Annotated in this window: 16 protein-coding genes; 7 read left to right on the forward strand and 9 right to left on the reverse strand. The window is 58.8% G+C overall.

Annotated features, from left to right (window positions below; genetic code table 11):
* Positions 1 to 50: 50 nt before the first annotated feature.
* The 8 genes from IM300_RS13105 to IM300_RS13140 form a co-directional block, all read right to left on the reverse strand.
* The gene (locus tag IM300_RS13105) at positions 51 to 1601 is read right to left on the reverse strand and encodes a methyl-accepting chemotaxis protein (protein ID WP_131637131.1); all 1551 of its coding nucleotides are present in this window, start codon (positions 1599 to 1601) and stop codon (positions 51 to 53) included.
* Between the two features lie 98 nt (positions 1602 to 1699).
* Positions 1700 to 2716, reverse strand: a complete 1017-nt coding sequence (locus IM300_RS13110) for a LacI family DNA-binding transcriptional regulator (protein WP_063451279.1) — start codon at positions 2714 to 2716, stop codon at positions 1700 to 1702.
* Between the two features lie 28 nt (positions 2717 to 2744).
* On the reverse strand, positions 2745 to 4151 hold the full coding sequence (locus IM300_RS13115; protein ID WP_193036845.1) for a sucrose-6-phosphate hydrolase: 1407 nt from the start codon (positions 4149 to 4151) through the stop codon (positions 2745 to 2747).
* On the reverse strand, positions 4151 to 5521 hold the full coding sequence (locus IM300_RS13120; protein ID WP_193036847.1) for a sucrose-specific PTS transporter subunit IIBC: 1371 nt from the start codon (positions 5519 to 5521) through the stop codon (positions 4151 to 4153). The genes IM300_RS13115 and IM300_RS13120 overlap by 1 nt, the downstream gene beginning before the upstream one ends.
* A gap of 66 nt (positions 5522 to 5587) precedes the next feature.
* On the reverse strand, positions 5588 to 7105 hold the full coding sequence (locus IM300_RS13125) for a carbohydrate porin (protein WP_193036849.1): 1518 nt from the start codon (positions 7103 to 7105) through the stop codon (positions 5588 to 5590).
* 170 nt (positions 7106 to 7275) lie between these two features.
* Entirely contained in the window at positions 7276 to 8172 is an 897-nt protein-coding gene (locus tag IM300_RS13130; RefSeq protein ID WP_193036851.1) for an aminoimidazole riboside kinase, read from the reverse strand.
* Between the two features lie 88 nt (positions 8173 to 8260).
* A complete protein-coding gene (locus IM300_RS13135; protein ID WP_193036853.1) occupies positions 8261 to 9472 on the reverse strand; it encodes a diguanylate phosphodiesterase in 1212 nt (403 codons plus the stop codon).
* An 85-nt stretch (positions 9473 to 9557) separates the two neighbouring features.
* On the reverse strand, positions 9558 to 11033 hold the full coding sequence (locus tag IM300_RS13140) for a carboxylesterase (RefSeq protein WP_193036855.1): 1476 nt from the start codon (positions 11031 to 11033) through the stop codon (positions 9558 to 9560).
* Between the two features lie 267 nt (positions 11034 to 11300).
* On the opposite strand from IM300_RS13140, the gene IM300_RS13145 reads away from it, so the two are divergent.
* From IM300_RS13145 to IM300_RS13175, 7 genes are read left to right on the forward strand one after another with little or no spacing between them, the layout of a single operon-like run.
* Positions 11301 to 12155 (forward strand): MurR/RpiR family transcriptional regulator, encoded by an 855-nt coding sequence (locus IM300_RS13145; RefSeq protein WP_193036857.1) that lies wholly within the window; start codon positions 11301 to 11303, stop codon positions 12153 to 12155.
* Positions 12156 to 12167: 12 nt separating this feature from the next.
* The gene (gene ddpX, locus IM300_RS13150; RefSeq protein WP_102751154.1) at positions 12168 to 12740 is read left to right on the forward strand and encodes a D-alanyl-D-alanine dipeptidase; all 573 of its coding nucleotides are present in this window, start codon (positions 12168 to 12170) and stop codon (positions 12738 to 12740) included.
* Between the two features lie 15 nt (positions 12741 to 12755).
* Positions 12756 to 14288, forward strand: a complete 1533-nt coding sequence (locus tag IM300_RS13155; RefSeq protein WP_193036859.1) for an ABC transporter substrate-binding protein — start codon at positions 12756 to 12758, stop codon at positions 14286 to 14288.
* Positions 14289 to 14311: 23 nt separating this feature from the next.
* Positions 14312 to 15334 carry an ABC transporter permease gene (locus IM300_RS13160; RefSeq protein WP_006810693.1) on the forward strand — a complete coding sequence of 341 codons (1023 nt, stop codon included), beginning with the start codon at positions 14312 to 14314 and terminating at the stop codon, positions 15332 to 15334.
* Complete coding sequence (gene ddpC, locus IM300_RS13165) at positions 15331 to 16227, forward strand: D,D-dipeptide ABC transporter permease (RefSeq protein ID WP_112792351.1); 897 nt, start codon at positions 15331 to 15333, stop codon at positions 16225 to 16227. Before IM300_RS13160 ends, ddpC begins: the two co-directional genes overlap by 4 nt.
* Positions 16224 to 17210, forward strand: a complete 987-nt coding sequence (locus IM300_RS13170) for an ABC transporter ATP-binding protein (protein WP_193036861.1) — start codon at positions 16224 to 16226, stop codon at positions 17208 to 17210. The genes ddpC and IM300_RS13170 overlap by 4 nt, the downstream gene beginning before the upstream one ends.
* Positions 17203 to 18129, forward strand: a complete 927-nt coding sequence (locus IM300_RS13175) for an ABC transporter ATP-binding protein (RefSeq protein WP_193036863.1) — start codon at positions 17203 to 17205, stop codon at positions 18127 to 18129. The genes IM300_RS13170 and IM300_RS13175 overlap by 8 nt, the downstream gene beginning before the upstream one ends.
* A 32-nt stretch (positions 18130 to 18161) precedes the next feature.
* Here the strand turns inward: IM300_RS13175 and IM300_RS13180 are convergent, their stop codons facing one another.
* Complete coding sequence (locus IM300_RS13180; protein WP_063866672.1) at positions 18162 to 18590, reverse strand: OsmC family protein; 429 nt, start codon at positions 18588 to 18590, stop codon at positions 18162 to 18164.
* Positions 18591 to 18596: the final 6 nt, after the last annotated feature.

An 18596-nucleotide genomic window follows, 5' to 3' on the forward strand; every position in this document is an offset into this window, starting at 1 on the left:
GATAGAGTTTTAGAGTGGTCGAAGATGCGTGCCCTGTCAACGCTTGCCCGTTACGCCGTCCTGGGCAGACTGAAACTTGAAATACTCTGCGACAGCTGCTGCGCCTGCTCCTCCAGCGAGGCTGCCGCAGCGGCGGACTGCTGCACCAGCGCCGCGTTCTGCTGGGTTACGCCGTCCATCTCGGTTACGGCCTGCCCAACCTGACCAATTCCGCGGCTCTGCTCTTCAGAGGCAACCGAAATCTGCTCCATCAGCGCATTCACTTTGTTCACAGAGCTGATAATAGAATGAATCACCTCTCCCGAGCGGTTCACCAGCTCCGCCCCGTTTTTCACGCTGGAAACAGACTGGGCGATAAGGCTTTCGATATCCTTCGCCGCCACCGCGCTTTTCTGCGCCAGCGTGCGGACTTCACTCGCCACGACGGCAAATCCTCGCCCCTGCGTACCGGCACGCGCCGCTTCAACAGCCGCGTTCAGCGCCAGAATGTTGGTCTGGAAAGCAATGCTGTTGATGACGCTGGTGATGTCTTCAATGCGCTTCGAATTGGACGCGATGGTATTCATCGTCTCGATGACTTCACGGGTTACCGCTTCGCCGGTACGGGCATTTTTCACGGCATCCTGCACCAGCTTACCGGCCTGGAAGACGTTATCGGTGTTATTCGCCACCGTCGCGCTCAGCTCTTCCATGCTGGCCGCCGTCTGGGTCAGGGCGGAGGCCTGCTGCTCGGTACGCGAGGCCAGGTCGATATTACCGGAGGCAATTTCCTGCGCCGCGTGGGTTACGGTATGGCTGGCATCGCGCACCTGAGAAAGCGTGGAGAGTAGCGCCTGACGCATCTGCTCCATCGAGCCCATCAGCCGATCGATTTCATTCCCGGAATCACCCTTGACGGGTACCGGTACATCCAGCTTCCCTGCCGCAATCTGGCTACAGTGCTCACGCGCCAGGTCAACCGGCGCAAAGACAAGGCGTTTCATCAGCAGGCTGACGGCAAGGATCACCACCACGAACAGCGCGGCAATGCAGGCGATAATGACCAGTCCCGACACGAAATTACGGCTGGCATCCTCGTTCAGCGTTTTCGCGTACTTCTGGTGAACGGAAAGCACCTGATCGAGCACAATTTCATATTGGCGATCGAGCTGGGACACCACGGGGATGAGGGTATTGAAGCGTGACACATCGTGAGCGGCAGCCGCAGCGATCAGCGGCGCCAGCCCCTGGTTACGGTAGTTTTGCCACGCCACCTGGTAGTCATTGACGAGTGGGGCTTCATCCTGCAAACGCGGCGAGGCCATAAACGCCGAAAAGGCACGGTCGGCTTTGGTCAGCGCCTCTTTTACCGAGGCCAGTTTTGCGGACGAAACGGCTGCGTCCCCCGCTTCCACCATTTTCACATACTCCATGACCCTGACGCGCAGGGTTCGGCTGTGGTTAATGGGGTCAATAATCGACAGAACCACCTGAATTTCTTTGTTCACGTTATCCAGCGAATTATTACTTTTGATGATGAGCCCAACGCTGGTGATGGTGCTCGCCACAAAGAAGAAAAGCAGGGAAAACAGGATAATCAGTGATGATTTTTTCAACGACATAACAGCAAACCTCAGGAATATAGTTTCCCTTTGGTTATCGGCGAAAACAGATCTTTAATTAATTAAAGTTATAGGCGTATTCGCGAGTTGCTCATCTTTTATTCGGCTGACCGGTAACGACGTTGCAGGGTTGCATCCAGCTTGCGCTGAATCGGCTCCGGCGTCTCCCCTTCAATCAGTTTGCCAATCAGATCAAAGCAGTGCCAGGCGAGCTGTCGGTTATCCTGACGAACGGTATCGACGGGAATAGACAGAGAGTCATAGAGATAGTGATCGTCGAAGCTGGCCAGACGGATATCGCTTTGCAGCAGGTTATGTTGCCCCATGTAGCGCAACACCCCTTCCAGCAGGCCACAGGCGGCGGTAAAAAGGGCTTTTGGCGGGCGGCCCAGGCGCGCGCAAAGCTCGGCAAACATTTCGTAGCCGGAGCTCGGATGGTAATTACCATGAATGATCCACTCCGGACGTAACTCGACGCTGGCGTCGCGCAGCCCCTGCTTAAAACCTTCAAGACGGTCACGGGTTGGGGAAAGCCGCGGCTGCCCGCCGAGGAAGTAGAACTCGTCCGGATGCTGGCGCGCAATGTCGGCCACCAGTCTGGCGGTTGGGGTAATCGAATCGGTGATGACCAGCGGCAGAGAGCTGTCGTTCATATGACGGTCAAAGAGCACAACGGGCAGCTGTTCGCTCAGCTTTTGATAGTCCGCGTCGTTGAGCATGCTGGAGGCGACGATCAGCCCGTCCACCTGCCGGGCCACCATGTTGTTGACCACCACCGTCTCCTGGCCCGGATTTTCATCGCTACAGGAGATCAGCAGCTGAACGCCCGCCTCGCGGCAGAGGGTCTCAAGCTCGTGCGAAAAAACGGCAAACCCGTAGTTGGTGATTTCCGGCACCACCAGTCCAATGGTGTGGCTGCGGTTATCCCGCAGCGAACGGGCGTGAATACTGGGCTGATAATGCTGTTCTTTGGCAATCGCCAGCACGCGCTCCCGCGTCTCTTCCGCCACGCGAAGCTCTTTGCTGCGGCCGTTCAGAACCAGGCTGGCAGTGGCTTTTGATACCCCCGCCAGCTCCGCAATATCTTTGATGGTGACGCGTTTTGTTTTTCTCACAACGACTTAGATCCGGCTGCCAAAACGCCTATTCTATCATGCAGGTGCGCAGCGACCAGTAGCGTAATGTGATGTCGGACGCACCTTCGACGCGCACCCGTGCCGGATGGTCAGGAAAATAGCGGCTGCTCATGACGCCTTCACCGTGATTGATGAAAATTTCGACGCTGGAACGGTCACACAGCACGCGCAAATGATTAACGTCACCCTTCCAGTAGCGGGTCAACGTTTCTCCGGTTTCCAGACTGGCGCGCGCCAGACGTAAACCCTCATCATCCATAACCAGCCGCAACGCACCGGCAAAGTTCACCTTCACGTGCGAAGCGCTTAGCTCGAACTCAAGGTGCGTCCCGTCCAGGTCCGGCGCATCGTCGGCGCGCCCCTGCCAGTGATGTTCATCCTCGCGCAGCGCTTCCAGCTCGCGCACCGGCGTTTGCCAGAGCTTACCGTCGCGGTAGCGCAGCTCGCGTGGACAGGTCATCTGGTGGATCCAGCCGTGCGCGCGGGTGGGCTGAAGCATCTCCTCGCCGTCCGGCACGCCCATCCAGCCAATGAGAATGCGGCGGCCATCCTCTGCCACCGCGGTTTGTGGCGCATAAAACTCAAAGCCAGCGTCAAGCTCGTGCAGTTCGCCATGCGCAAAGGCAGACGTTTGATAATCAAATGCCCCGCTCATCCAGACGGCCGGATAGGTATTGAGATAGCGATGCGGCTCGCGCGCCAGCCCCTGCGGGCAGCAGATCAGCACGTGCGTGCCGTCGAGCGCAAAGAGATCCGGGCACTCCCACATATAGCCTGCGTCCGTCAGCCCGTTGACGCCGTGACCGGCGATTTCGCCGCAGGAGACCCAGGCGTGCAAATCGGCTGACGTAAACAGCAGCACCTTGCCGCGCTGATGCCGATCCTGCGCCCCGAGCACCATGTACCACTGTCCGTCATGGCGCCACACTTTCGGATCCCGAACGTGTCCGGTATACCCTTCCGGCAGGGGCAACACCGGCCCCAGCTTGGCAAAAGTGCCATCGTCGTTTTGCACCGCCAGACACTGCCAGGCGGTGCGGCCACCATCGTCAAACTTAACGTTGCCGGTATAGCACAGGGTCAGCACGCCGTTGTTATCCACGGCGCTGCCGGAGTAACAGCCGTTGCGGTCGTACTCTTCGTCGGGCATCAGCGCCATGGGCTCGTGCCGCCAGTGCACCAGATCCGCTGAACTCCAGTGTCCCCAGCACTTATAGTGATGATCGCTGTCCAGCGGGTTCCATTGATAGAACAGGTGGTAACGTCCGGCAAACCAGATAAAGCCGTTCGGATCGTTCATCAGCCCCGTCACCGGCGCGGGATGCCACTGCGGATAATGGCTGTCTGCCAGCGCGCGCGGCTGGCCTTGCATCACGGACTGCAACACGGCAGGCCAGCGGGAAGGTAACGTCATTATTCAGAGTCCGTTTTATATTTCAGTAGCAGAGAGACGGTGAACGCCACGCCAAAGGCTATCACCATACCGATGATATAGTTGAGCAGCGAGCTGGCCTGGACGATCGCCATCCCGGGCAGCGCCGTCAGCCCAACGGCGGTCATGTAGACATGCACCGATACCACCCAGGCACCGCCCGCCGCGCCACCGATCAGCGCCGCGATAAACGGCTTCACGAAGCGAAGGTTAATACCAAAAATCGCCGCTTCGGTGATGCCCAGCATCGCAGAGAACGCCGACGGTAAGGTAATGGCCTTGATTTTGGCATCGCGGGTTTTGAACCACACCGCCAGACACGCCCCGCCCTGGGCCACGTTCGCCATCGCCCAGATTGGCAGCAGGAAGTTAACGCCGATTGACGGATTACCCAGCAGCCCGGCCTCAATGGCGTGGAAGCTATGGTGGATACCGGTAATGACAATCACCGAATAAAGCCCACCGAACAGCAGCCCGGCCAGCCAGCCTGCGTGGGCAATGAGGGTGCTGAGAATGAAGGAGATCCCGTCGCCCAGCGCGCGCCCCGCCGGGCCAATAATCAACAGCGCAATAAAGCCGGAGATAATGACGGTCAGGAACGGCGTCAGGATCAGATCTAACGCATCCGGAATCGCCCGGCGCAGCTGTTTTTCCACAATGCTCATAAACCATACCGCTAGCAGCACCGGGAAGACGGTTCCCTGATAGCCAATCATGGCGATTTCGAGGCCGAAGAAGTTCATGGTGTGGAAGCCGGACGCCACGCCCCAGGCGTTGGTCAGCGCCGGGTGCGTCAGAATGCCGCCCAGCGTCGCGCCCAGATACGGGTTGCCGCCAAACTCGCGCGCGGCGGTGAAGCCAATCAGGATCGGCAAAATAATAAACGCCGCCGAGCTGCACATATCCAGCATGATATAGAGCGCGTTATCCGGGTTGACCCAGCCGTAGGTTTTAACCATCCCGAGCAGGCCCATCAGCAGCCCCGAGGCCACAATCGCCGGGATAATCGGCACGAAAATATTGGAGAGCAAGCGCGCGATACGCTGGAACGGGTTCAGCTTGCGGGCCGCAATATCCGCCGCTTCCGATTTACTGGACTCGCTAATTCCTGCCGCCTGAATAAATGCCGCGTAAACCTTATTCACCACGCCCGTGCCGAAGATCACCTGCATCTGCCCGGCATTGCGAAAACAGCCCTTTACGCCTTCAACCTTGCTGATAGCCTGCTGGTCGGCAAGCGCATCGTCGACCAGCACCAGACGAAGACGCGTGGCGCAGTGCGCCGCGCTGGCAATGTTCTCTTTGCCACCGAGCAGCGGAATAAGCTCGCGAGCAATATGATTAAAATCCATAGATACCTCTTCCTGACCTCTTTTTATGATGTTCGAAACGCCCCCGCGATGCGGGAGCGTGAAGGGTTAAAACCAGGTTTCCATCTGCACCCCAAAGTTCCATTCCCCGCCCGCGTTGAAGCCGCTGCTGCCAAAGGCGTCATCGCTGGCGTAGTTATCCAGCCTGCTGCTCCAGTCCATCCAGGTGGCGAACAGGCGCAGCTCCGGACGGCTGAAGAAATCGCCAATCTTGCCCGCCTTTAGCGTCGGGGCGAAGGTCAGCTTGTAGAAGCTGCCGTTAACCGCATTGCGATCCTTGTAGCCTTCCGGATTCAAATCCATGTACTGATAGCTGCCCTCTAACGCGAGGGCGAAATTCTGGGTCACCTCTTTGATCAGACGCGTGTTGAGCGTGACCCACTCATAGCGGTCGCCCTTCACGTAGCGGTCCTTACTGCTTTGCGCCAGCACGGCGGGCGCTATATGCCAGCCACCGCCCAGCGGCGTGACACCGTAACTTGCGAAGCGCCAGGTATCGGCCTCAGACAGCAGCGCGCCGTCAGAACCGATGCTTTTCACCTCGGCACCCAGACCGTGGCCGTAAAGCAGCGCCGTTTTGGCGGAACCTTCCCGCAGGCCGTAGAAACTCTCGTTATGCAAACCAACCAGCGCATGCACCCCGTTGTTCGCCGCGTCGGTTTTAATCGGATCGCCGTTGCTGTCCTTTCGGTCGTCATTATCTTTTGCCCGCAGGCCGCTCACCATCAGCTGCACCGGCCCGGCGAAGTGATTCATGCTGAGGATATAGTTCTGAACGTTATTGTCGATCTCCTCTTCGCTGCCGAAGTTACGGCCATAAAGAGAAAAGTTGCTGCGCAGCGTATCGTTCCATTTCACGTCATAGACGCCACCGCCGGTCCCGGCGAGGAATACCACGTCGGAATCCAGCCAGTGAATGTCGAAATTGTCGCGATCGAAACGCTTGCCCGCCCAGAAGGTGCTGCCCTTCAGCGCGCCGGTGAAGTCCGGGAGATTGCCCAGTTCGGCAAAGGCCTGACGGACGTTCAGGTCGCTGCTGTCTGCCGACCAGTCGTTATAGGTTTTCTGTCCGTCGGCCAGCATCGCCTTGAAGCGCGTCGTCGCGCCGTTATCCAGCGTCTGCTTGTGCTCAACGTTCAGCTCCACGTAGGTATCCGCTTCGTTCCCCAGACGCCCGATGGCCCCGCCCGTTTCCCCTGCGGGAGTCAGATAGGGACCGCTTTTGCTGCTGGAGGCCGCGTCGTTCATTAGCAGGCCGGAACGGGCATAACCGTGAAACTCAAAGCCGCCGGACCGATCGGCTTTCTCCTCCAGGGCCGTGGTACGCTGCGCCACCGCCTGGGTGGTGGTTTGCGCTTTTTGTTGCGCGGTGACAAGCTGCTGCGTTTTCTCTTCTGCTATCGTGGCGCGCTTTTCAGCGGCCTGCGCGCGGGTTTCCGCCTCCTGCAAGCGCTGCTCCAGCGCCGCCAGGCGCGCTTCGATACGCGTCATATCCGTCTGGGCAAAAACAGAGGTACTGCCGGCCAGCATGCCTATCATCACGGCAAGTCTGCGTTTTTTATACATTTTGTCGCATCCCGAAAATATTGGTGAAAGTGCTAAATTGCTAAACCGGTTTAGGCTGATGATACTAAACCGCCAAATTTTGGTTCGGCAACTGTTTTTGCTAAACCGTTTTAGTAAGTGTGATCGAGGCGACAATTCAGGCCGCCGACCGGCGGCCCATGCGAGGAGAATTACAGTTCGTGATGGTAAGGCAGCGCGGTCATTGCCCCTTTTGCGGTTGTCGCCAGCGCCCCGCAGCGCTGGGCGAGCGTGATAACGTCTGAGAGGCTGGCTTCGCCATCACGTGCCAGGCCGAACAGCAGCCCGGCGACGAAAGCATCTCCCGCCCCGGTGGTATCAATGCATTCCACGGGTGATGCAGGATAGTGCGTCAATGTGCCTTCCTGCCAGGCGGTCACCCCCGCTTTTCCCTGCGTCACCAGTACCCGTCTGGCCGGACAGGTACGCGTCAGTGCCGCCAGCCCCTCCTGCACCTGCGCATTTCCGGTTAAAAACGCCAGTTCTTCTACCGAGAGTTTCACCACGTCTGCACAGGCCAATGCCCGCTCAAGACAGTGGCGCAGCTCGGCTTCATCGTGCCAGAGATCGGCGCGAATATTGGGGTCAAAGCTGACGAAACCGCCCGCCTGTCTGACAGCGGCCATCGCCTGAAACGTCGCGGAACGGCTGGGTTCGGCGCTGAGCGCGATGGAACAAACGTGCAGCCACTCTCCGGCGCGAAATGGCGGGAGGTCGCCAGCATCGAGGAATAAATCCGCGCTCGGGCGAACCATAAAGGTAAAGGAACGTTCACCGTCGTTATCGAGATCCACCACCACCGTGGAGGTCCGCTGCTGCGGGTCAAGACGCAGCCATTCTGTATTAACCTGCTCATCCGCAAGCGTTTTTTGCATAAAACGCCCAAACGGATCGTCGCCCACCCGGCCGATAAACGCGCTCCTGCCGCCCAGACGCGCAATCCCCACCGCAACGTTGGCCGGCGCGCCTCCCGGACATTGCAGCAGTTTGCCTTCGCCATCGGGCAAAAGATCCACCACCGCATCGCCAAGTACCCAGATCGTCTCCATATCACTCTCTTAGCTAAATAATGTTAAACCGGTTTAGCTATTTAAGCACAGGCATGGTATTGGGGAAATAAGGCGAGGGAAAATTTGCTTAACGCACCCGATGGGGCCAGTGGATATCACCCACGCCGTTGAGCTGTGGACGGGCGAACAAAAAGCCCTGAAAGCGGCGAATACCGGCAGACTCAAGCCAGCACCACTCCTCTATCTTCTCAATACCTTCCGCGACCAGGGTAATCTCCAGATCGGTGCAGCAGCTGATTATCGACTTCACAATCGCCTGCTTGGGGCCGCTCAGGTGGATATCGCTGACGATCTCCCTGTCGATTTTAAGCTTGTCCGGCTGGAATCTCGTGAGCAGCGACAGGCCGGCATAGCCGGAACCAAAATCATCTATCGCCAGCCCAACCCCCTCCGCGCGCAACTGTTTGATGGCGCTGTTAAACTTGTTGAAGCCGGAAATCATCTCGTTCTCAGTGACTTCAATGACCACCTGCTCTGGCTGGAGACCGTGCTGTTTGATCTGCGTCACCAGAAACTCAACCGCACCGGGCACGTTAACCAGCGACATCGGCAGCAGATTCACCGCCAGCTTGTGGCTACCAATGCCCAGCTTTTTCGCCAGCGCAAAGGTCCAGGCTTTGGTTTGCAGGTCGACTTCGTAAATCCGTTGGTGATCGAGGCTTCTGAAGAAATGCTCCGGGCTGCCGCCGTCGTTTCCGCGTATGAGCGCCTCAAGAGAGCTGATTTTGCCTTCGGACGGCTCGACAATCGGTTGCAGCGCAAACTGGCAGGGCTGCCCCGCAAGCAGTCCTAACCCTTCACCAAACGGCGTGCTTTCCCGCGACAGCGTCCATTTATCAGGCTCATAGTTCGAAGCCCGTGGCGCAGAGATTTTGCCGGTGATAAAGGTCTGGATGAATTTGAAGACCCGATCCTCAGAAGTGAGGTAGCTTTCCAGCTTGCTGTAGTGCAGTACCGACGCCAGAATCGCCTTCGGGGTCTGAACCTCCAGGTCAAACCGCAGCATTCCCACGTTATCGAACCGTCTGCGCGGACCGTAGTCGCGCATCAGCTCCACTACGCCGGTATGCCGGTTATCTTCGCGGATGGTATTAAACAGCGCGACTACGCTCTGTTCCGTTCCCTCAAGAATTTGCAGGACGTCACGGCCACTGGAGAGAAGAATGCCGGAGATGCCCTGCTCCGTATTGCGGATCCTGGCCTGTTCAACCAGCTCGCTTAACGCTGCGGAGGTGCAGGTTAAGCTCAGCTGGCTTCGATAAATGAGAGTTGTCAGCACAGAAAGAGGTCCGATAGGGATATAGGCCAGAGCTGTACTGTTTAACACAGTTCCCCGGCGGGACCTAATCTATTCCGCAGCGGAATTAATTTTCCCCGATACGGCTGTCGATCCGCGCCTGCATGTAATCGTAGAACGGATTCGACGTCACGCGCATTAGCGCATCTTTTCCAACGCTCAGCACCGATGTTTCTCCCCACAGGGCAATTGTCCCGAGGCTAATGCCATAGTGATTTTTTACCTCAGGATGTCGGCCATACAGATCGTCATTGGGCGGGAACGGAATGGCAACGTGCGACAGGGAATACACCTCTTGCGGATAAGAGACCGTCAGCGGCACCACCGTTTCCCGGGTGCTACCCGCTGGCGTTGCCTTTGCCACCATTTCGAAGCTGTCGGGGCTGGCATTGGTTATAATCGTGACACTGTAACGTCTTTTTGCCACGGGCAGCAGATCGGCCACCGCCGTCCAGGATGACGGCCTGAACAGTGGACGGAAGCTCCCGGCCTGGTTGATATCAAATACCACCAGTTCGCTGCCGTTAGCCGGAAGCCGATCAAACAGCCCGGTAACCACGGCGCGGGTACTGACCGTTGAATCCATAACCGACTGAAACGCCAGCACCGGCGGGAGCTGCGCCAGTTTGTGGGCCTGAACATCGCGATTTAACTGCTCATGCAGCGCCTGGGTAAGCAGCCAGGACTGACGTGCCGCATTCACCGGAAACGAGTTGTATTTGTAAGGGTTATATTCCGGCGCAATGTTGAGCCATGCGGCTTTGGCAAACGCCGGTAACATGGCCGGTAGCCCGGCGAAACCGGCAAAGCGAGCAAACGCCGTGACGCCAATCATCGGTGACAGCAAAACAATCTGCTGGGGTTTACGCAGTGCCGGCGCATCAAGGGCGTCGAGGGCATATTTCATCGCCAGCGCCCCGCCGTTGGAGTAGCCCACCAGATGCAGGGGGAGATCGCTACCCGTCAGACGCGTCGCTTCACGAACCGCAAGGCGCGTCGCCGCGAGCCACGCTTCCCACTCGACGTTTGTCAGCGCGCCCGGCGCCGTGCCATGTCCGGGCAAACGAGGAACAACGGCCACAAAGCCGTGCTTTTGATAATTGACAGCCAGATGCCTGACGCTGTAGGGCGAATCCGTCAGACCGTGAAGCAGCACCACCGCCCCGCGCGGCTTTCCGGCAGGCATCAGCACAAACGACCGGTTCGCATCCGGAGAAAACTGTCCTGGCCACACCAGGCTCTGGCGATAATAGCGGTTCAGCGGCGTGCGCTCCGCTGGGGTGGCTTTCGCTGTGACCTCAGCGTCGAGATCGGTGAAGATGGCGTTTTCACGGGCGACATAGGCCGCGAAGCTCGCGTTATCCATCTCCTGCACGGACATCTCGTCGGCCCGCCAGGTGTGCCAGTGATGCAGGGCCGGTCCCTGCTGGGAAAGATAAACCCGCACCGCAAGCAGGACGAGCACAACGATCCCGATAACCATCGCCAGTTTTTTTGCGAGAGCCATCAGGCGCACGCTGACCCGCCAGGGCAAATTCGCCATGTGAGGCTCCCTCTCTTGTACACAGATCCTTCATCTTACCAAAAAATGTGAAGAGACTGACGTATTCACCAAATAGATATCTCTCGGCTCGGACACTGCACCAAAAGTGAACTACGCTGCACAAATGTTGATCATCTGTTAAACAAATATTGCATTAACTTAGCTGCACAGCGCGTTTTCGCCGCAATGTGAACATGGCACGCGTCCTGCATTGTTAATGCAATAACAGAAATCCGGCCAATGACAGCCAGTTAACAGCGAGGCGGTATGACGACCAAACCTGAGGTGTTAAGCCGTATCGAAGCGACTTTCAGCCAGCTCACCCCGAGCGAAAAGCGGGTGGCAAGCTGGATGCTGGCGCACGTCGGGCAGATCCCGTTCGAAACGGCAGAAAGCGTGGCGCTGGCCACGGCCACCAGCGGGATCACCGTCGGGCGTTTTCTGCGCAAGCTGGGCTATCGCAACCTGGACGATGCCAAAAAAAGCCTGCGCGATCCTCATCAGCCCTGGGGCATTAACGAGCGCCTCGACTCCTGGAAGCAGCAGCAGCCGCTGTCGGATCGCGTTCAGCACTCCCTGTCGCTGGAGGTGGAGGCCATTGCCCATGTCTACCAGCTGGCGCAAAGCGAAACCTTCAGGCAGGTGGTCCATCAACTTGCTCATGCCGATGCCGTCTTCGTGCTGGGGAGCCAGTCCACGCGCGGGATCGCCAATGCCTTCTTCAGCCATCTGGAGTACCTGCGCCCGCGCGTGAGCTATTCCGAAGGGCTCTCCGGCAGCTGGGTGGAGTCGCTTAACTCCGGGTTTGCGCACCCGTATATCGTGCTGACCGATACCCGCGCCTACTCCGCCATTGCCCGCCAGTACTGCCGCGTGGCGAGCGAAAAAGGGCTGCCGATGGCGCTGATCACCGATATCTGGTGCCCGTGGGCGCGGGATTACCCGATTGATTTACTCCAGGTGAAGACCGATACCGGCCATTTCTGGGATTCGCTGGCGCCGGTGAGCTGTCTGTTCAACCTGCTGCTGTCGGGCGTGGTGGAGGCGCTGGGGGATGCGCTGCCGGAGCGTCTGGCAGTCAACCGACAATTACAACAAGAGTTTGGTCAATTTGAACGCTAAAGGAGCGGAGCTATGCCTGAAGAGAGTCAACTGATTGATGTGGCGAAAACCTTTCCCACGCTGCATATCGATCTGAAATACGCCACTGCCGATAACATTACCGGCCGCCCAATCTACCAGCACGCCGCGTGTCTGCTGCATACGGATGCCGCCACCGCACTGGCAAAAGCGATCGGCATCGCCGCGCTGGCCGGTCTGAAACTGGTGGTCTACGACGCCTATCGTCCACAGCAGGCGCAGGCGCAACTCTGGGATGCCTGCCCCAATCCGCAATACGTGGTGGACGTCGCGATTGGCTCCAACCACAGCCGGGGCACCGCCATTGACGTCACGCTGATGGATGAACACGACAACGTGCTGGATATGGGCGCCGCGTTTGACGAAATGCACGACCGCTCTCATGCCTGGCACCCTTCCGTTCCGCCCGCGGCACAGCGTAATCGTCTGCTCCTGAACGCCGTGATGTCCGGCGGCGGTTTTGTCGGCATCAGCAGCGAATGGTGGCATTTCGAGCTGCCGAACGCCGCAAGCTACCCGCTGCTGGACGACCAGTTCGCCTGTTATTCGACCACACCCTCACTGTAATTCTGGAGCCCGGCCATGAAAACAACGCTGCTGACTACCCTGATTGCCGCTACGCTCGCCCTCAGCGCCCCGCTCGCGCTGGCGGCAGTGCCAAAAGATATGCTGGTAATAGGTAAAGCTGCCGATCCGCAAACGCTGGATCCGGCGGTGACTATCGATAACAACGACTGGACGGTGACCTACCCCTCGTACCAGCGTCTGGTGAAATACAAGCCTGGCACCACGGAGGTGGAAGGCGATCTGTCGACGGGCTGGAAGGCGTCAGAGGATCAGAAAGAATGGACGTTTACCCTGGCGGACAATGCAAAATTCTCCGACGGCACGCCGGTGACCGCCGAAGCGGTCAAGCTGTCGTTTGAACGCCTGCTGAAAATTAACCAGGGGCCATCCGAAGCGTTCCCGAAAGATTTGAAAGTGGACGCCGTGGATGAACATACGGTGAAATTCACCCTCAGCCAGCCGTTTGCCCCGTTCCTCTACACGCTGGCAAATGACGGCGCGTCGATCGTCAACCCGGCGGTGCTGAAAGCCAATGCCGCCGACGATGCGCGGGGTTTCCTGGCGCAAAACACCGCAGGTTCCGGGCCATTTATGCTGAAAAGCTGGCGCAAAGGTCAGCAGCTGATAATGGTGCCCAACCCGCACTGGCTGGGCGAAAAGCCGCACTTTAAGCGCGTCTCGGTGAAGATTATCGGTGAAAGTGCCTCGCGTCGCCTGCAACTTTCCCGTGGCGATCTGGATATCGCCGACGCCCTGCCGGTGGATCAGCTTGCCGCCCTGAAGCAGGAAGGCAAAGTGGCCGTGGCGGAATACCCGTCCCTTCGGGTGACCTATCTCTATCTGAACAACAGTAAAGCCCCGATGAATCAGGTGGATTTGCGCCGCGCGGTCTCCTGGGCGACCGATTATCAGGGAATGGTGAAAGGCATTCTCAGCGGGAACGGCAAGCAGATGCGCGGCCCGATCCCGGAGGGCATGTGGGGCTTCGATGCGAACGCCATGCAGTACAGCTTTGACGAGGCCAAAGCCAAAGCGGCGCTGGAGAAAGTCAACGATAAACCCGCCAGCCTGACGTTCCTCTACTCCGATAACGACCCTAACTGGGAGCCTATCGCCCTCTCTACCCAGTCGAGCCTGAGCAAGCTCGGGATTAACGTCAAGCTGGAGAAACTGGCGAACGCCACCATGCGCGACCGCGTCGGCAAAGGTGATTATGACATCGCGATTGGTAACTGGAGCCCGGACTTCGCCGATCCGTACATGTTTATGAACTACTGGTTCGAATCGGACAAAAAAGGGCTGCCGGGCAACCGCTCATTCTATGAGAACAAAGAGGTCGATGCGCTGTTGCAGGCGGCACTGAAAACAACCGATCAGGCGGAACGCACCAAAGACTATCAGCAGGCGCAGAAAGTGGTGATTGACGAGGCGGCTTACGTTTATCTGTTCCAGAAGAACTACCAGCTGGCGATGAACAAAGAGGTCAAAGGCTTCACCTTTAATCCGATGCTGGAGCAGGTCTTTAACATCGCCACCATGAGTAAGTAACGGTCCATGCCGGGGGAAAGTGTATGACGTTCTGGAGCATCGTGCGCCAGCGCTGCTGGGGGTTAATCCTCGTCGTGGCCGGTGTCTGTATTATTACCTTTATTATTTCACACCTTATCCCCGGCGATCCGGCCCGCCTGCTGGCCGGTGACCGCGCGAGCGATGACATTGTGCAGGGCATCCGCCAGCAGCTGGGCCTGGACCAGCCGCTTTATATTCAGTTTGGCCGCTATGTTGAGGCGCTGGCGCACGGCGATTTGGGCACGTCCATTCGCACCGGTCGTCCCGTTGCGGAAGATTTGAAAGCCTTTTTCCCCGCCACGCTGGAACTGGCCTTCTGCTCCCTGCTGCTGGCGCTGGTGATTGGCGTACCGCTGGGAATTTTATCGGCGGTGTACCGTAACCGCTGGCTGGATCACCTGGTGCGGCTGATGGCGATGACGGGCATCTCGACCCCTGCCTTCTGGCTGGGTCTGGGGGTCATCGTGCTGTTCTACGGGCAGCTGCAAATTCTGCCCGGCGGAGGCAGGCTGGACGACTGGCTCGATCCCCCTGCCCACGTGACCGGCTTTTACCTGCTGGACGCCCTGCTGGAAGGCAACGGTGAAGTGTTTTTCAACGCGCTTCAGCACCTGATTTTGCCGTCCCTGACCCTGGCCTTTGTGCATCTGGGGATTGTGGCGCGTCAGGTGCGCTCCGCCATGCTGGAGCAGCTGAGCGAGGATTATATTCGTACCGCCCGCGCGAGCGGGCTGCCGGGCTGGTACATCGTGCTGCGCTATGCCTTGCCCAACGCCATGATCCCCTCCATTACCGTGCTCGGGCTGGCGCTGGGCGATCTGCTGTACGGGGCCGTCCTCACCGAAACCGTGTTTGCCTGGCCGGGAATGGGCGCCTGGGTCGTGACCTCCATTCAGGCGCTGGACTTCCCTGCCGTCATGGGCTTCGCGGTCGTGGTGTCGCTGGCCTACGTCTTCGTCAATCTGGTGGTAGATCTGCTGTATCTGTGGATCGACCCGCGAATCGGGCGCGGAGGTGCCGAATGATGTTAACTCAGGAAACGCCTGTCCCAGCCAGCACCGCTAAACAGCGCATCCACTGGGCGAAGCTGTTCTGGATGCTACGCAAAAGCCCGCTCACGCTGATCGGCGGAGTCATTATGATCCTGATGCTGCTGATGATGGTGGTTTCGCCGTGGATAGTGCCGCACGATCCGAACGCGCTGGATCTCACCGCGCGTTTGCAGGCGCCGTCACTCCAGCACTGGTTTGGCACCGATGAGGTGGGCCGGGATCTGTTCAGCCGGGTGCTGGTGGGCAGCCAGCAGTCCATCACGGCGGGGCTGGCGGTGGTGGTGATTGCGGGCGGCATCGGCTCGCTGCTCGGCTGCTTGTCCGGCGTACTTGGTGGGCGCGGCGACGCCATCATCATGCGCATCATGGACATTATGCTCTCTATCCCCTCGCTGGTGCTGACCATGGCGCTGGCCGCCGCGCTCGGCCCAAGCCTGTTTAACGCGATGCTGGCGATTGCGATTGTCCGTATTCCGTTTTACGTGCGGCTGGCCCGTGGTCAGACGCTGGTCGTGCGCCAGTTTACCTATGTGCAGGCCGCCCGCACCTTTGGCGCATCGCGCTGGCACCTGATTCGCTGGCATATCCTGCGTAACGCCCTGCCGCCGCTGATCGTTCAGGCGTCGCTGGATATCGGCAGCGCTATTCTGATGGCTGCCACGCTGGGCTTTATTGGGTTAGGCGCGCAGCAGCCCACCGCCGAATGGGGCGCGATGGTGGCCGTGGGACGTAACTACGTGCTTGACCAGTGGTGGTACTGCGCGTTTCCCGGGGCGGCCATTTTGATTACGGCAGTCGGGTTTAATCTGTTTGGCGATGGTCTTCGCGACCTGCTGGATCCCAAATCAGGAGGGAAGCAGTCATGAGTGATTCCGTATTATCGATTGAAGATTTACACCTGAGCTTCCCCATTTTTCGGGGCGATGTACATGCGCTCAACCACGTCTCGCTGGAGATTGGACGGGGTGAAATTGTTGGAGTCGTGGGCGAATCCGGCTCGGGAAAATCGGTCACCGCGATGCTGGCGATGCGCCTGCTGCCGGAAGGCAGTTACCATGTTCACCATGGGCGGGTCACGCTGCTCGGGGAAGATGTGCTGAACGCGTCGGAAAAACAGCTTCGCCAGTGGCGCGGCGCAAAGGTGGCGATGATTTTTCAGGAGCCGATGACGGCGCTCAACCCCACGCGGCGGATCGGCAGGCAGATGGTGGAGGTGATCCGCCAGCATCAGCCGCTTTCACGGCGTGAAGCGCAGCAAAAAGCGATCTCCCTGCTTGGCGAGATGCAGATTCCGGACGCGGCACAGGTGATGGATCGCTATCCGTTTGAGCTTTCCGGCGGCATGCGCCAGCGAGTGATGATCGCCCTTGCCTTCTCCTGCGAGCCGGAGCTGATCATTGCCGATGAACCCACCACCGCGCTGGATGTGACCGTCCAGCTCCAGGTGCTGCGGCTGTTGAAACATAAAGCGCGCGCCAGCGGAACGTCGGTGCTGTTTATCAGTCACGATATGGCGGTAGTGTCGCAGCTTTGTGACCGGATGTACGTCATGTACGCGGGCAGCGTAATCGAAAGCGGCAGCACGCAGACCTTGATTCAGCATCCTGTGCATCCCTATTCGATTGGCCTGCTGCGGTGCGCGCCGGAAAACGGGGAACCGCGTGAGATCCTCCCGGCCATTCCCGGCACGGTGCCTAATCTCAGCCACCTGCCGCGCGGATGTGCCTTTCGCGAGCGCTGTTTTGCGGCCGGTGCGAAATGCGGTGAAACGCCGCGCTTACACTCCACGGGCGCAGAAGGCCAGCAGGCAGCCTGCTGGTATCCACAACAGGAGACACGCCATGTCTGAGGTATTGATGGAACTGGACGACGTGCACGTGCATTTTCCCGCGCGCAAAAACTGGCTGGGGCGCGTGACGGAACAGGTGCACGCTCTGAACGGCATGGATCTCCAGATCCATCGCGGCGAAACGCTGGGCATTGTGGGGGAATCCGGCTGTGGAAAGAGTACGCTGGCGCAGCTGCTGATGGGCATGCTCAAACCGAGCACCGGCGCCTGTCAGCGCGCGAACTCTGCGGGCGATATGCAGATGGTATTTCAGGATCCGCTCTCATCCCTCGATCCGCGTTTACCCGTCTGGCGCATCATCACCGAGCCGGTGTGGATACAGCAACGCCGCAGCGAGCGGGAGCGTCGTCAGCTGGCCGAAGCCCTGGCGCAGCAGGTGGGCATTCGTGCTGAATACCTTGACCGTCTGCCGCATGCATTTTCGGGCGGACAGCGTCAGCGAATCGCCATTGCCCGGGCGCTCTCCTCGGATCCGGACATCATCGTGCTGGATGAACCTACCAGCGCGCTGGATATTTCCGTCCAGGCGCAGATCCTCAATTTGCTGGTTGCCCTGCAACAGCAGCGAAATCTCACCTACGTGCTGATCTCACACAATGTTTCGGTGGTCCGGCACATGAGCGATCGCGTGGCAGTGATGTATCTGGGGCAGATTGTTGAGCTGGGCACGGCGGACCAGGTGCTGGGCCAGCCGCGTCATCCGTATACGCAGCTGCTGCTTGACTCCGTTCCCCGCACCGGCGAGCCGCTTGACGACGCGCTGGCGCTGCGAAAAACCGACCTGCCCGGCAACCGGCACTTGCCGATCGGATGCTATTTCCGAGACCGTTGCCCGCTGGCGACGCAGGGATGTGAACAGCCGCAACAACTTCAATCCTCTTCCGGAAGCCGAAGCGTGCGCTGCTGGCGTAACCGTTAAAAAAATAAGCCGGGCATCTGCCCGGCCTGCAATCAGTTCAGCTTATAGTCCAGCGTAATTTCCGCTTTCAGCAGCTGCGAGACCGGACAGCCCGCCTTCGCTTTCTGGATAATGCCGTCGAACTGCTGAGGATCGATACCCGGTACCGTCACCTTGCTTTGCAGCGCGACCTTGCTGATGGCAAAACCCCCGTCGGTTTTATCCAGCGAGACGTCCGCCGTGGTATCGATGGAGTCAGCCGTGTAGCCCGCTTCTCCCAGCATCAGCGACAGGGCCATGGAGAAACACGCTGCGTGCGCTGCACCAATCAGCTCTTCCGGGTTGGTTCCCTTCTCGCCCTCAAAGCGGGTGTTAAAGCCGTAAGGTTGCTGGTTAAGGACGCCGCTTTCGGTTGATACCGTCCCTTTGCCGCGCTTAATGTCGCCTGACCAGTGTGCTGAACCGTGCTTATGAATCGTCATTCTTGC

It is taken from the genome of Enterobacter cloacae complex sp. I2 (assembly GCF_014896205.1).
GTDB classification, from domain to species: Bacteria; Pseudomonadota; Gammaproteobacteria; order Enterobacterales; family Enterobacteriaceae; genus Enterobacter; species Enterobacter quasihormaechei.